Source organism: Alkaliphilus metalliredigens QYMF (genome assembly GCF_000016985.1).
In the GTDB taxonomy this organism is placed as follows: Bacteria; Bacillota; Clostridia; order Peptostreptococcales; family Natronincolaceae; genus Alkaliphilus_A; species Alkaliphilus_A metalliredigens.
Map to the genome: position 1 here is coordinate 4,227,282 of NC_009633.1, position 14,292 is coordinate 4,241,573.

The window sequence follows — 14,292 nt, forward strand, 5'->3', positions numbered from 1 at the left end:
AAATCCTCATTTAAGAGGATTTTTTGTGTTCATTTCTTTTTATTCACTAATTCATCTTACTTTTAATCACTTCAATGGATTTTTCCAACTGTGGATCTTCGTCTGCTTCCGTGACAGGCTCCCCTTCTATTCCCTCAGGTCTCTCAACAATCACATCAGGTTCAATACCAGTTCCATGAATGTTTGTACCATTAGGTGTAAAGTATTCTGATACAGTAAATTTAAATCCTGTTCCATCATCAAGTGGTTTCACCTGTTGGACTAATCCCTTACCAAAGGTTGTTGTGCCCACAATGGTACCACGCTCACCATCTTTAATTGCTCCTGCTAAAATCTCCGAAGCACTGGCACTTCCTTCATTGACAAGGACAACCATGGGTAATGCAACTTCTCTTCTATCGGATCGCTCCACCTCTCGATTTCCTTGACGATCCTCTGTATAAACGATCACTTGTTCACCCAGTAAATAATCTGCAATCTCAACACATTGACTTAGTAGACCACCGGGATTATTTCTCAAGTCCAAGATTAATCCTTCTATATTTTCTTGTTGCAGCTGATCTACTTGGGTTTTAAAGTCATTGGCTGTTTTCTCATCGAACATGGAAATTCTTACGTATCCAATATTACCCTCTACAATTTCAGATCTCACTGTTTGTAGTCGTATCTCTTCTCTTTGGATCCTGACGTCCATGGCCTCCGTCAATCCTTCACGCCATATGGAGAGTCTTACCTCAGTTCCGGGCTCTCCCTTCATCATCTCAACTGCTTTATCCAGGCGGTCTCCAGAAATAGGCTCTCCATTAACAGACATGATTTTATCTCCTGTCCTTAACCCAGCCCTTTCACCAGGGGTATCTTCGATGGGTGAAACAACCGTGACCATTCCATCATCACCGGGGGTAACAATGACACCAATTCCACCATAGGTTCCTTGGGTTCGAGTCATTAAATCCTCAAATTCTCTTTGAGACAAATAATTAGTATAGGGGTCTCCAATTCCTTCAAACATTCCTTTAATAGCCCCTTCTACTAAATGTTCAGGCTCTATTTCTCTATAATAATTGGTTTCTAAGAAGTCTTTCAATGCGAACATTTTACCATATTCATTTTTAATCGTTTGATAAAACTCGTATGTATCCCTTGTCACCACCACCTTCTGCCCCATTTTTAAAGCAATCATATTGCCTAAGGTTAGGTTCAAAATGGTTGTCAGGATAACAATGATTACTACGCCAATTAATGCTTTCTTTTTACTGATCATGATTTCCTCCCCTTTAGATATCTCCAAGAAAATAACCAGTCAATCAGTAGTTTAATGACTCGTTATTTTCTTTAGGATGCCTTTATGTTGATACAAACCGATAGATAGTCAGCATTTAGTTGGATATCTATCCTTCCGTTTTAATATTCTACTGATTAATTACTCTCATTATACCTTAGAAGGTAAAAGTTTTCAAAACTTCGCAATAGGATTAAAAAAAAGCTAAAGGCTTGTCCTTTAGCTTTTTTAGATTATTTCAGGTTATCTTCCTCGTACATAAGGCATTGGATCTACATATTTCCCATTTTCACGAACCTCAAAATGTAAATGGGGACCTGTAGACATACCTGTGCTTCCGGCTTTAGCAATCACTTGCCCCGTCGTCACTTGATCCCCTACTGAAACCACTAGTCTAGAGTTATGGGCATATAGGGTCACGATACTACCACCATGATCAATCATAACTGTTCTCCCATATCCACCTTGGTCTCCAGCTAAAATAACCCTTCCATTACCTGCAGCAATGATATCCGTGCCTGTGGGAGCAGGAATATCAATCCCAGAATGGAATCGTTGTGTTCTTAAAATTGGGTGAATGCGATTACCATAGGCTGATGAAATCCGCGTACGCCCTGGTACTGGCCACTTCATAACACCTCCAACGAATTCACCACTGGATTGTAACTTTCTAATTTCAGCCTCATACTCTCTTGCCTGTTTTTCTAATGCATCTACTTCTTTAGCTAGTAACACCCTATCTTGGGCCAGTTCTTGCTGTAATCGTTGTTGATTTCCACGACTCACCTGCAAGGTACTTCTTCGATTTTCAACATCATTTTTCAAAACAATTAGTTGGCTCCTCTGGTTTTCCAGCTGAACCTTCTTATCTTCAATTAATTCCTTTTGCTCTTGTAAATATTTTAATAAATCCACATCGTGATTGACAATCTTTTTAACCATATCTAAATTAGTCAGTAGTTCTGTCACACTTGTAGAGCTCAATAATACTTCAGCATAACCAATAGGACCACTTTTGTACATCACTTTTATTCGAGCTTCTAATGTGTCATTCTTGCCTTGAATTTCTCCTTCTGCCTCAACTAATTCCTCTGTTGTTTTGGTAATTTGACCTTCCGTCTGACCGATATTCGTCTGCAACGTTTCAATTTCATTTTCGGTCTTTTGAATTTCCGTTTCTAATGCCTCAATTTGTGCTCTAATGCCCTGCTGTTCTTTGTCATTTTCTTGAATTGCTTTTTTTGTCTGATTCGTTTGATCACGAACTGACCCTAACTGATCAGTTATCTCATTAACATTGTTTGCAAATGTAGGTAGTGTTGTTACACTCAGTAACAATACCACAATCCCACAAGCTACTTGATTTTTCTTGGTCACAATTATATTCCCCCCTAACTGACTATACTCTTAAATGTTTTCTTAATGAAAAAATACTTCCCAATGCGCCGACACCTGCTCCAAGTACCGCAAAGATAACAATTGTTTTGTTCATCATTTCTTCAATCGGTACCATATAGGTGCTTAACATAATATAAAATTGCGTTGTCATAGCATTAAATACATATTGGTATCCATAATACACAAATACCAGTGCTAATACGGATCCAATTAAGCCTAGAAAAACGCCTTCAATAATGAAGGGCCAGCGAACAAACCAATTGGTCGCTCCCACATACTTCATGATATTGATTTCTTGCCTCCGGGCATTCAATGTTAATTTAATTGTATTAGAGATAATAAAAACAGTCACTAAAATAAGGGCAAGAATTAAAACAAATCCAACTGTTCGAATTAGACCAGCAATATTCATTAGTTGGTCCATAATCTCTTTGTAGTACTTAACTTCTTCAATGCCTTCAATTGCTTCTAACTCAGACACCACTTCATCCGCTACCTCAAGACCCTCCAGGTGAATAATGTAAGAGTTTGGCAATGGATTACTTTCGAGGTTGTCCAATAAATACCCTTGTTCACCCCATTGTTCCTTCATATTAGCCAATGCTTGTTCACTTGACTCATATTCAACAGCAGCCACTCCTTGTATTTCAGAAACATCTTCACCAATTTGTCTAATAGACTCTAATTCTAGTTCCTCATCTAAATATACTTGTACTGAATCGAATTGTGTCTGGGCTAATAGAGCCACATTATTGATGTTTAATACTAGTGTAATAATTAAGCCTAGTACTAACAAAGAGGTCATAACAGAACTGATTGAGGCAATACTCATCCCACGGTTTCGCCATAATCCAATCATCCCTTGCTTGAAGACATAGTTGATTGTCTTAATCTTCATAGCCGTATGTCCCCCTCTCTTCATCCCGTATAATTCGTCCTTTTTCAAGGGCAACTACCCGTTGCTCCATAATATTGACGATATCTTTTGCATGAGTTACCATCACAACAGTTGTTCCTCTTCTGTTAATTTGCTTGAGGACCTTCATGATTTCCCATGCAGTTTCAGGATCTAAATTTCCAGTAGGTTCATCGGCTATTAATAGGGCTGGATTATTGACAATTGCCCTAGCAATTGAAACACGTTGTTTCTCGCCTCCCGATAATTGGTGGGGGTACTTAGATGCTTTATCACTTAGACCCACCATACTGAGTATCATCGGTACTTGTCTCCGTACTTCCTTTGAAGCAGCTTCTACTACTTCCATTGCAAAAGCTACATTTTCATAGACAGTCTTGTTGGGCAGCAATCGGAAATCTTGAAAAACCACTGCCATACTTCGCCTAAGATGGGGTATATTTCTTTTGGAAAGCTTTGTGGTATCCTTCCCATTAATACAAATTCTTCCTTCTGTTGGTTCTTCTTCTTTAAGTAATAACTTTATAAAAGTGGATTTCCCGGCTCCACTGGGACCCACTATAAAGACAAACTCACCTTTTTCTATCTTAAAATTTAAGTTGGTTAAAGCTTGTACCCCTTTAGCATATGTTTTACTTACATTTTTAAATTCAATCAAAGCCATCAACTCCTGGTCCATCTAGTTTATAATTCGACGTAAAACTGCTATTTCCTTCTACAAATTTATAAAATACCTAGTTCATCATTCCTATTTTTGATTATTCTACATTTTATTCGTCACTCTATTATAACAGGAGTCTGCATAAAAATTCAAATGTATTAATCACCCAAATTCTGTTATTTCAAATGTATTAATTACCCAAATTCTGTTACAATAGAATCATAACTATTTATGGGAGGTTCAAGATGAAAAATACACTTCGGAAACAATTACTTGCGCAACGAGAAATCTTATCTTCAGTTCATATGGAAACAAAGAGTCAGCAAGTACGATCATCACTGTTTAATTTTTCCCCTTACAAAAAAGCGCAACACGTGATGCTTTATGTCTCCTTTGGTAAAGAAGTCATCACACGTGGCATCATTCAAGATTTATTAGATCAAAATAAGCGGGTTTTTATTCCAGTATGTGTCCCTAAAACAAAGGAGCTCATTATATCAGAGCTTCTAGACTTCGATGAAGATTTAGAGATTGGTCATTTCGGTGTTTTAGAACCTAAAAAAGAAGCCCTTCGGCCTGTGGATCCAAAGATACTAGATTTTATTATTGTTCCTGGACTTGCTTTTGACTCACAAGGCTATCGCATTGGTTATGGAGGGGGCTACTATGACCGATTTTTACCAAAAATTTCTGACAAAGTTCCCAAGGTCTCTTTAGCCTTTGATGAATTCGTCATCGATTCAGTTCCTACGGATTCCTTTGACATACCAGTGGATTTCATTATAACAGAAAAAAAGTTAATTGAATGTATAAAGGATCGGTAATTACCGATCCTTTTTTTACACCTTAATTAATTTTCTGTCTCTTCTTCTACCGAATCTAATTTTTTCATCATTCTTTTATCAATTTCCTCTATGGAAAAATCCGTCAACAATTGTATGCCTTCATCTACATGGCAAATGGAGTAAATATGAAATTGTTCTTCCTTTACTGCTTGGATGACTTCTTCCTTCAACATAAGATTTGTTACATTTTGTTGTGGCATAATCACCCCTTGATCTCCTGTTAACCCCTTGAGCTTACAGATATCAAAAAATCCTTCGATTTTTTCATTAATGCCACCAATGGGTTGAATCTCACCTTTTTGATTGATGGATCCAGTGACAGCAAGGTTTTGTTTGATAGGAACCTCTGCAATACTAGAAAGAATCGCATAAAGCTCCGTACTTGAGGCGCTATCTCCATCAATCATGGAGTAGTTTTGTTCAAAGCTAATACTCACCGAAAGGGAGAGTCGCTTTCTTTGTGCATATTTGTATCCAAGATATCCACTTAATATCAGCACTCCTTTGTCGTGAATACTTCCGCTTTTCTTCACTTCTCTTTCAATATTGATAATACCTGATTTTCCCTTATAGGTAGATACAGTGATTCGACTGGGTTTTCCAAATTGATATTCCCCTGTTCCCATTACTACAAGACCATTAATTTGTCCAATTTTTTTACCACTTACATCTAGTAATAATGAGCGTTCCTCAAACATTTCATTGAGTTTTTCCTCATATTTATTGTTGCGATAAACTTTCATTTGAATAGCCTTCTCTACATGCTCTTTTAATACAATGTCTTGATTTGATTCGGTGGCCCATAGATCTGCTTCATATAAAATTTCAACAATTTGATTAAACCTAGCACTTAGCTTTTCTTGATGGTCTGCTAATCTTGAACTGTACTCAATGATCCGTGCTACTGCAGTTTTGTGGAAGTCTTTTAATCCTTCTTTTTTACAATGAGTGGCAATAAATTGCCCCATTCGTTTAATATGATCTTGGTTTCTAGGCATTTCAACATCAAAGTCTGCCATAATCTTAAAAAGTTTTTTAAAGTCCTCATCTAGCTGATACAGAAGATAATAGCTGTTTAAATCACCAATTAAGATTACCTTCAACTCCAAAGGAATTGGTTCGGGTTTTAAGGTTGATGTCACCACATATCCCATTTGCTTATTTAAGTTTTCTATATTAATCTCTCCAGTTTTCAAGGCTCTCTTCAAGGTCTCCCAGCCAAATGGTTGACTTAATATTTCTTTTGCATCCAAAATCAAAAATCCACCGTTGGCCATGTGTAATGACCCTTGTTTGATTTGTGTGAAATCTGTTTTTAAAACCCCCATTTCATTTCGATATTCTATTGTTCCTAAGAGATTAGAGAATGTAGGGTTCGTTTCATTGACAATCGGTCCGCAGGTACATTCATTATTATCAACAAATAAATTTACCTTGTAACGATTAAAAAATGCATCATCATTTTTTGGAGCTCCCATTAAGAGTCTATTATTTGGATTCTTATGGTCATCCTTTTCATCTGTTTTAAAACGCTCAATATGCTCGACTATATTCTCCTCAATGTCATTCAAGTATGCCTTGATCTTGTCTTTATCACTGTAGCGCTTTAACAGCTTATTAATTAAATGATTTACCACCTTATATCCTATTTCTTCGTCTAATTCTTTCAGTACTTTTCTTAATTTTTCTTCCTGGGCTTTTATCTGAGTCAGGATACTCATGGTTTCTATATTTAGCTGGCTAGATTTCTTCTGAAGGGCTTCAATCTCCTCATGCGCTAGACTCTCATATTCTTCTTGACTCATTGGTCTACCTTCTTTTAAGGGTACCGTCATCAGACCTTGTTCACTGTCTTTAAAGATAAATCCATACTCTTTGGAAATTTTATTCAATTCTTCTACAATTTTTTGGTTTTCATCTTGAAATCTTCTATAAATAGCATTGCGCTTTGTTTCATATTCAGTTCCTTCAAAAGCCAAAGGTATTTTTTGTTTTAATTGATCAATCATGTTTTCAATGTCTTTCTCAAATTGTTTTCCAGTTCCCGCTTCCATAGCCAGTGCCTTGGGACGATCTGGACTCTTAAAGTTATATACATATGCCCAATCATTGGGTGCTCTCATCTCTTTTGCAAAGGTTTTACCAATTGAATTGGCATAGCTACTTCTTCCAGTACCACTCAGTCCTGCTATATAGATGTTATAGCCTTTCTTTCTTACCTTTAATCCAAATGTAAGCGCTTCTACTGCTCTGTTTTGCCCAATAATACCTTCTAATGGCCTTAACTCTGCTGTTGTTTCAAAATCAAAAGTACTTAACAGGCAAGGACTTGTCAATTTTTCTGGTGCCAGGCGTAATCTCTCTCTCACATTAATTCCCCCTCGTATGTTTCATAAAGTTGACTGCAATTCAGCGGTAATGAAAATCCCCTCAGGATGATCAAACCAAACGACTGCCACAAAATCTAAAATCAAAGTGACAACTTATGGTTGTCTACTTATGGATTAAGTCTCATTATATATATACCACTTAAAATGATTTCAAATAAAAAATGCCGGAATATTTCGGCATTTTTTATCTCTTTAATCAAGTTCTACTTATTATTAGGATTTCCCTGCTGTAATTATCACATTTCGTTGGTGATTTAAATCAGGCTTTCCATCCTTATGACGTGTACTATTATGGAAGTATACATCCATGTGTCCATTAAAGCTGTTATTCTTAATGTATTGTATGTCATGGGGCATCGAGCTGGCAGAGGCAGCAATCCGTCTGCCATTAATCTCTACAATCATGGGTCGTGTACTCCAACTATAGCTTCCACCCCATACCTGTTTCATAATTGCTGCATCAGCTGCTGTTACTGGTTCGCTATCGGCATGATTTGCTCCTATTGTGCGTTTCATCATCCATGATTTTCCTGTGTAATAATCAGTCATTTTAAAAGTTGCGCCTATGGGAACCACATATTGCGCCTCAGTCCACCAATCTAGTAACTCCCCATATTGTGAACCTGGGGTAGACTTGACGGGAATATGATAAACAGGTATTGTGATCTTTTGACCAATTCTCAATGTACTATTTTCAGTCATGCCATTAACCTTCAATAGCTCAGCAAAGGGAATGCCGTATTTAATGGAAAGGCTCCAGGTGTTATCTCCGGAAGCAACGGTATGAGTCCTTGTGGTTCTTTTAACCTGTGTTCCTCTTGTTGGTGGAACAGGCATTGTTGCAGTTTGCCCCTTTGGAATCGTTATCCTTTGTCCAGGGTAAATTTCATCTCCTGCCCTCAGACCATTTACCTGCAGAAGCTCATTTAAGTTTACACCAAATTGATTACTAATGGTCCAGGGGGTATCTCCTTTTTGTACTGTATGGGCTTGTGAAGGTGCCTTTTCTGGAACACTAACCCTGGCCCCTACCATGAGCATTGATTGTGCACGATATCCAAGATTAGCTTGATACACCTCCTCTAATGTCACATTGTATCTTTGTGAAATTTTCCAAAGGGTATCCCCTGAAACCACTGTATGTACCATAGAAGCCGCTGACACCGAGAGAATCGATGTCGTTAACACTGTTGAAGCAATCACTGTTCCCACAACAATTTTTTTAATTTTTGAAGCCATTTGCACTTCCTCCTTGTCTCAGTTCGGATTTCATTGCGTCTCTTCTTATACCAGTTTTCTGGTAATTCTTCGCTCTTTGTTTTTATTCGTCAAAATTCGACAATTACCTTGATGTAAATTATGGTAGGAAGTGCACTTAAAATTCGTCTGATGCTACCGCTTCGACTCATGGCGCACTTGAAATGTCAAACAGGTACTGTTTGACATTTCAAGTGCTTAAATACAAAAGAGGCTGAGTAATTATACTCAGCCTCTGGCTTACTAAAATAATGGTTTGATTTGATAAGTGACTTCATCTCCATTAATATTAAATTCTAAATACTTGAAGAGTTCCTGTGAATCTTTGTCAGATGTACTTTGATAGTTACCAAGAGCAATATATCGAATTCCATCTACTAACCTGACACCCATTTCATCTCCTCCATAAAGTACAAAAACATTTTTATCTTTTTCTACTTGTTTATTCAAAAGCTCAATCAACAGATCAAACTCTTTATCATCTGTAAACCCATGATTTCCAAGAAGAGGTCTAGGTAATACAATAAATATATTTTGCTTATTGGTATTTTGTAATTGGCTTTGTAACCATGGCCATTGACTGAAATCTGTTGCTCGAAGTCCATTTCCTCTGTTATCTAATTGGATGAACAAACTACTACCATTTTCAGAAATTCCATAGCCTGGTTTCGCAATCACATTTGGCTTCGTAATTTGTCCGCTAATTCTTGAGTTAATACTTCCTGTAAAGATGGCAGTATCATAGCTTGTATTAATCAAGTGGTTCACTCGCGTTTCCACAATTTGGTCTAATAGGGTATGTCCCCCTTGGTTGATACCGCTATGGACAAAAAACTGTGTTCCTGGATTTGTATAAGGTCGATTCATTAGATCTTGAAAATCATTGTTTCCAAAACTTTCAACCCCAGGTGCTTTCACGCTATACAATGCTTCAATACCATCGAATAACAGTGAGCCCGTTCTCTTTTGTGTCGCATCGGTTTCCACCACATAAATCCTCTCTAAAGCAATAGGATAGGTAGCATCGCTTGGAAGAACCGCTTCAGTATATTTCCATCCTGTCCAGTCAATTCGTTGGGCAAAATCAATTGTATGGTCTTTGCCACTTGCATCTTTAATACGTCCTCTAATCTGAGGCGTTGCTTGCTCAGAAGCATACACCCACATCCCTAACTTACTAGGTTTGTTTGCTATTTTTAACCCACCTTGGTCAAAGGCAACATAAGCAGCTCTACTTTCGTCTGTTTGTGTAAAATCATAGGTAAGCTTTAAGGATGTGCTTCCCTTTTTTGCCTCTGGGCTTAACTCAATTGATCCTAACACCGACTGGGGATATCCAATATAGCTGGCATTTAGTTTATCAAAATTAGTTAAGGACACTTGTTCATATCCAATGGCAATCCCAATTTCAACCTTTTTATCTCTGAATGTCCCGGTTAAAATCGTTCCCCCACCTTGATTTCCCGCTACGTAGACACCATTTTCAACTTGACCTAATCCTTTTTCATCCTGCCATTGTATCTGTTCAGGATTAATGACTGTCCGATAGCCCTTTTCGTCCAATCCATAAACCTGTAAAGGGACACGCTGTCCAAAATTCACTTGAAGTATATTAGGTGTTGCGATCAATGTTGTTAAATTGTTCATCACATCAATGACAACTTCCGCTGTTCTTCCTAGATACTCCACCTCAATTATTGCTTTTCCTACTACTTCAGGAATAAAAGAATTCCCTTCAAATCGTCCTTGTCCACTTTTGATGTTAAATTTCACCTGCTGGTGATCGATTTGTATTGGATTATAATTTTCATCATAGGCATTAACCAAAATTTCCCTAGGTGTCTCTACAAAGGCCCGGGGGTCATTAACCTTAGCCTGAATCGCTCTCAATGTGGTTGGTTGAGCCTTAGAAAGGACCGCAATCCCATTGACAATTCTACGTTCAACACCCTCAGAAGGATTATTAATGATTTGTGGTTTGGCTTCTCCTAATTCTCTAGCTATCATGGTTGTTGACCCACCACCATCCATAATAATCGCATCATGAGCTCCTAGACCCAAAAGAATATTTCCCAATTCCCTACCGTCTACACCATGATAAAAGTTACTACGTCCATCAATTGTTACTAAAATAACTTGTTTGCGATCCCTTGAGATTCCAATAGCACTTCTAGGGTGGGCTCCAGCAACACTTTGGGTAAGGTGAGCAGCTTGTCCATCCTTAACCAATAACGTTCCTCCCCCTAATGCCAGTTCAATCTGATTTAGATTAGGTTGAATCTCTTGGTGAAGCGTCAGTCGGTCCCCTACCTTTAGGTTATCAAATAGATGCCCTGCCCGTCCCCAGCCTGTTTCTGTTTGAGAGGCCACAAGGACATATCCATTACTGGGAATACCTGTTGCCGGTTGTCTTCTTCTAATTTCAGCTACTTCATCATTGATGACGATTACTTCTACCATATCTAACAACTTTTCGTTATATCCCGGTGTGTGGGTGCCCCAATTTTTATCGATTAACATCGTATATTGATATCGATCAGTATATTTATTGATAGAAGATAAATCTATCCTTTTTCCACCATCGGTTGTAATATAAAGATCACGATCCCAGTAACTAGCAAATGCTTGTTTATTTGTATCCACAAAGAATGTTGCATAGTTTTGGTCCGATCTATCGATGGGACTGCTGATCATCTCTCCACCTTTAATCATTGCTCCTAATGGTGAGTCTGGAGTTAACATATAAAAGAAGTCTCCATTCATGGCACCCACAACATTTTCTCTTGCATTTACCATGGTTGACAATGTTTCTTTCGTCGCAACGCCTTTGCTACTTTTCAATAAATCTAATTCTAATGAATCCGCAGTTAAATCTATGTACAAAGCGTTGATATTTAGCCAACCATTTGCATTAAATCGTACAATATTTCGATGCGTTACACCATTTGAAATCTGTTGTTGTTGATCCGCCACATTAATCACGCCACTGGCAAATCCCACACTGGTACCCATAGATAGTAGCAATGTAGTTGATAATCCCACTGTCAATAATAATCTCTTAAGTCTATTCATCTAATTCCCTCCTGTAAGTCTACTTCTATTTGTGATAAACGTTTTTGTGTTTTAACAAACAGACTAATCAATAGACATTTCTCTCCTACTCACATTATATAGTATCCCTAGCATAATACAATTACATAAATATTACATTTTACTGTTACAAGAACAAAAGTAGGCGCTTTCGCACCTACTCTTGATATGTAACCTTCAAATCGATTTTTTTAGGTAGTTCTTCTAACTCAACTCTTGCCACTACATAGGGATAACTTATGACTTGTGCCACTAAATCATCTGCTTTAGGGTCTTTAAATGCGGCGTGTACCATCAGTTTTTCTTCATCATGATCCTTAATGATCATTATTTGTTCGATGTCTACACTATATCCTGCCGTCAATTTTTCCCCTCGTGTTACAATCACATAGATATCATCTTGTACCTTTGCTGCTAAAGCCCGCTCTAGCATTTTATACCTTGGTAGGATTTCTTGTATTTCTTCTGGAACTTGCTCTTTTTCAAGGATTACATAACTCACCTCTTGATCACCGCCTGAAATAAATTTTGGTATCACCTTTACTGCAGCGACCACAAGTACAATAATAACCATAACAGTTAAAAACAATTTCCAGTTTATTTTAGGTAGTTTAGGTAATCTTCTTTTCAACTTCATCGAATTCCCTCCCCTCTCATTTCACATGCTTTTCACTTTCTTAATTATGTCTATTCACCCCAATACTGAAATATTCAATTGTACAAGCAAATAAAATTCGTCCACTTCTATGAAATTGACTCCTATCCCAAATAAAACATTTCGATTTTCATCTCCACTGTTTCCATTACGTAAATAGCAAAGGGGCATCTATTTAGATGCCCCTTCTAGGTTTTACTTGTTTATCTCTTTAAATCCTTCACCCAGTACTTCATGAATGGTTGTCATCATGATAAATGCTTTGTCATCAATCTCATGAACAATCTTTTTCACCTTAGTCACTTGGGCCCTGTTGACCACACACATAAGCACTTCCCTCTTGTTCCCTGTGTAGAGCCCTCTTCCCTCCAATGCAGTCACACCTCTACCGATTTCTTGCATAATTTTCCGCCCAATTTCATCGGGCTTATTGGATATAATATAAAAAGCTTTTGAATAGCTTAATCCTTCCACAATAAAATCTGCAACCTTCACAACAGTATACAGTGCAATCACAGAATAGAGGGCTGTCTCAAGCCTCTTTTCTACAATACCTGCTGCAGCTACAATAATTAAATCTAGAATCATCATTAGCTTTGCAATACTTAGAGAGGGAATAAACTTATTAATCATGGCACCTGCTAAATCAGTTCCTCCTGTGGTCCCGCCAGTTCGAAAGACCAACCCAATACCAGCCCCCATAATGACCCCTCCGTAAATAGCCGAAAGTAGTAGGTCATCTGTAAACAGTGTACTTTGATTAAATATAATAATAAAAAATCTGATGAATGCAGAAAGCATAATTGTGGCATAGGCAGTTTTTGCTCCAAAGGCCTTTCCTAATAACATAATCCCGGCAATGAATAGTGGAATGTTAATCACTAAGTTTGTCACATCTATGGGTATCCCTGTTATTTTCTGAATAATGATAGCCAAACCAGTTACCCCACCAGGAGCAATGGTATTAGGTTCTAAGAAAAAAACCAAGCCTAGCGCCATTAATGCGACTCCTATTGTAATTCCTAAATAGTCCATTATATACTTTTCTTTTTTTGTCCCCATATTAAACACCTACTTATCCTTTAAAATAAAATCCAGCAAAAACTTAGGTAATATAAGCATTCGCTTGTATCTACTTGGTTCTTTTATTAAACGATAAAACCACTCTAATCCTACTTTTTGATAAAAAACAGGGGCTCTCTTAACAATTCCAGCCCATACGTCAATGCTTCCTCCAACTCCCATTGCAACCTTTACATTTAAATCCTGCTGGTATTTTTCAATCCATTTTTCTTGTTTGGGTGCCCCAAGTGCAACAAAAAGAATCTCCGCCTTCGATTGATTAATCTCTTCAATGAGCTCTTTATCCTCCGTTTCTTTAAAATAACCATCCCTGACACCAACAATTTTTAATTCAGGGTACTTTTTCATTAATTCTTCTCCTGCCTGTTGGGCTACTCCAGGCTTCCCACCCAATAAATAAATAGACTTCTTATACTCATTACAGTGTATCAATAAACCTTGGGCCAGCTCGATACCTGGCACCCGCTCTTTCAAACCCCTTGACTTCAATTTCGAGGCATAGATCAACCCAATTCCATCAGGGACAATCAGATCTGCCTTTTCCATTGCACCAAGTAACCCATGGTCTTCTCGAGCCATCATTACAATTTCTGGGTTTGGTGTAAAAACCATGCTACACCCGTGGGTTTCTGTTAGTACTACAACGGTTTTTATGGCACTATCCATTGTCACTTGGTCAATAGGTACCCCCAAAATTCTTACCCTTTTCCCCATA

At 37.8% G+C, this 14,292-nt stretch carries 11 protein-coding genes; 1 reads left to right on the plus strand and 10 read right to left on the minus strand.

The genetic code is table 11. From position 1 onward, the window contains the following. Positions 1-46 precede the first annotated feature (46 nt). The 4 genes from AMET_RS20265 to ftsE all read right to left on the minus strand — a co-directional run bounded on the left by AMET_RS20265 (position 47) and on the right by ftsE (position 4,275). Positions 47-1,264 carry a S41 family peptidase gene (locus AMET_RS20265; protein ID WP_012065157.1) on the minus strand — a complete coding sequence of 406 codons (1,218 nt, stop codon included), beginning with the start codon at positions 1,262-1,264 and terminating at the stop codon, positions 47-49. A 261-nt stretch (positions 1,265-1,525) separates the two neighbouring features. Next, positions 1,526-2,659, minus strand: coding sequence for a murein hydrolase activator EnvC family protein (locus tag AMET_RS20270; protein WP_012065158.1), 1,134 nt, complete (start codon positions 2,657-2,659; stop codon positions 1,526-1,528). Positions 2,660-2,681: 22 nt separating this feature from the next. Beyond that, positions 2,682-3,578, minus strand: a complete 897-nt coding sequence (gene ftsX, locus AMET_RS20275) for a permease-like cell division protein FtsX (RefSeq protein WP_012065159.1) — start codon at positions 3,576-3,578, stop codon at positions 2,682-2,684. Continuing rightward, positions 3,568-4,275 (minus strand): cell division ATP-binding protein FtsE, encoded by a 708-nt coding sequence (ftsE, locus tag AMET_RS20280; protein ID WP_330368625.1) that lies wholly within the window; start codon positions 4,273-4,275, stop codon positions 3,568-3,570. The genes ftsX and ftsE overlap by 11 nt, the downstream gene beginning before the upstream one ends. 227 nt (positions 4,276-4,502) lie before the next feature. On the opposite strand from ftsE, the gene AMET_RS20285 reads away from it, so the two are divergent. Beyond that, on the plus strand, positions 4,503-5,081 hold the full coding sequence (locus tag AMET_RS20285; protein WP_012065161.1) for a 5-formyltetrahydrofolate cyclo-ligase: 579 nt from the start codon (positions 4,503-4,505) through the stop codon (positions 5,079-5,081). Positions 5,082-5,107: 26 nt separating this feature from the next. Here AMET_RS20285 and AMET_RS20290 read toward each other — a convergent pair whose 3' ends face one another. The 6 genes from AMET_RS20290 to AMET_RS20315 all read right to left on the minus strand — a co-directional run bounded on the left by AMET_RS20290 (position 5,108) and on the right by AMET_RS20315 (position 14,291). Beyond that, positions 5,108-7,471: a Lon protease family protein gene (locus AMET_RS20290; protein WP_012065162.1), complete on the minus strand. Its 2,364-nt coding sequence runs from the start codon at positions 7,469-7,471 to the stop codon at positions 5,108-5,110. Positions 7,472-7,705: 234 nt separating this feature from the next. Then, a complete protein-coding gene (locus tag AMET_RS20295; protein WP_012065163.1) occupies positions 7,706-8,731 on the minus strand; it encodes a LysM peptidoglycan-binding domain-containing protein in 1,026 nt (341 codons plus the stop codon). Between the two features lie 261 nt (positions 8,732-8,992). Continuing rightward, positions 8,993-11,821, minus strand: a complete 2,829-nt coding sequence (locus tag AMET_RS20300; protein WP_012065164.1) for a phosphodiester glycosidase family protein — start codon at positions 11,819-11,821, stop codon at positions 8,993-8,995. Between the two features lie 175 nt (positions 11,822-11,996). Continuing rightward, positions 11,997-12,476 (minus strand): protease complex subunit PrcB family protein, encoded by a 480-nt coding sequence (locus tag AMET_RS20305; RefSeq protein ID WP_012065165.1) that lies wholly within the window; start codon positions 12,474-12,476, stop codon positions 11,997-11,999. 213 nt (positions 12,477-12,689) lie between these two features. Further along, complete coding sequence (locus AMET_RS20310; protein ID WP_012065167.1) at positions 12,690-13,556, minus strand: YitT family protein; 867 nt, start codon at positions 13,554-13,556, stop codon at positions 12,690-12,692. 9 nt (positions 13,557-13,565) lie between these two features. Beyond that, positions 13,566-14,291: a WecB/TagA/CpsF family glycosyltransferase gene (locus AMET_RS20315; RefSeq protein WP_012065168.1), complete on the minus strand. Its 726-nt coding sequence runs from the start codon at positions 14,289-14,291 to the stop codon at positions 13,566-13,568. Position 14,292 lies beyond the last annotated feature (1 nt).

What these genes read in the sequence shown, in the direction of transcription:
- AMET_RS20265 (WP_012065157.1), bottom strand. Translation starts at nt 1,264, where the DNA reads ATGATCAGTAAAAAGAAAGCATTAATTGGCGTAGTAATCATTGTTATC.
- ftsX (WP_012065159.1), bottom strand. Translation starts at nt 3,578, where the DNA reads ATGAAGATTAAGACAATCAACTATGTCTTCAAGCAAGGGATGATTGGA.
- ftsE (WP_330368625.1), bottom strand. Translation starts at nt 4,275, where the DNA reads ATGGACCAGGAGTTGATGGCTTTGATTGAATTTAAAAATGTAAGTAAA.
- AMET_RS20285 (WP_012065161.1), top strand. Translation starts at nt 4,503, where the DNA reads ATGAAAAATACACTTCGGAAACAATTACTTGCGCAACGAGAAATCTTA.
- AMET_RS20295 (WP_012065163.1), bottom strand. Translation starts at nt 8,731, where the DNA reads ATGGCTTCAAAAATTAAAAAAATTGTTGTGGGAACAGTGATTGCTTCA.
- AMET_RS20300 (WP_012065164.1), bottom strand. Translation starts at nt 11,821, where the DNA reads ATGAATAGACTTAAGAGATTATTATTGACAGTGGGATTATCAACTACA.
- AMET_RS20305 (WP_012065165.1), bottom strand. Translation starts at nt 12,476, where the DNA reads ATGAAGTTGAAAAGAAGATTACCTAAACTACCTAAAATAAACTGGAAA.
- AMET_RS20310 (WP_012065167.1), bottom strand. Translation starts at nt 13,556, where the DNA reads ATGGGGACAAAAAAAGAAAAGTATATAATGGACTATTTAGGAATTACA.
- AMET_RS20315 (WP_012065168.1), bottom strand. Translation starts at nt 14,291, where the DNA reads ATGGGGAAAAGGGTAAGAATTTTGGGGGTACCTATTGACCAAGTGACA.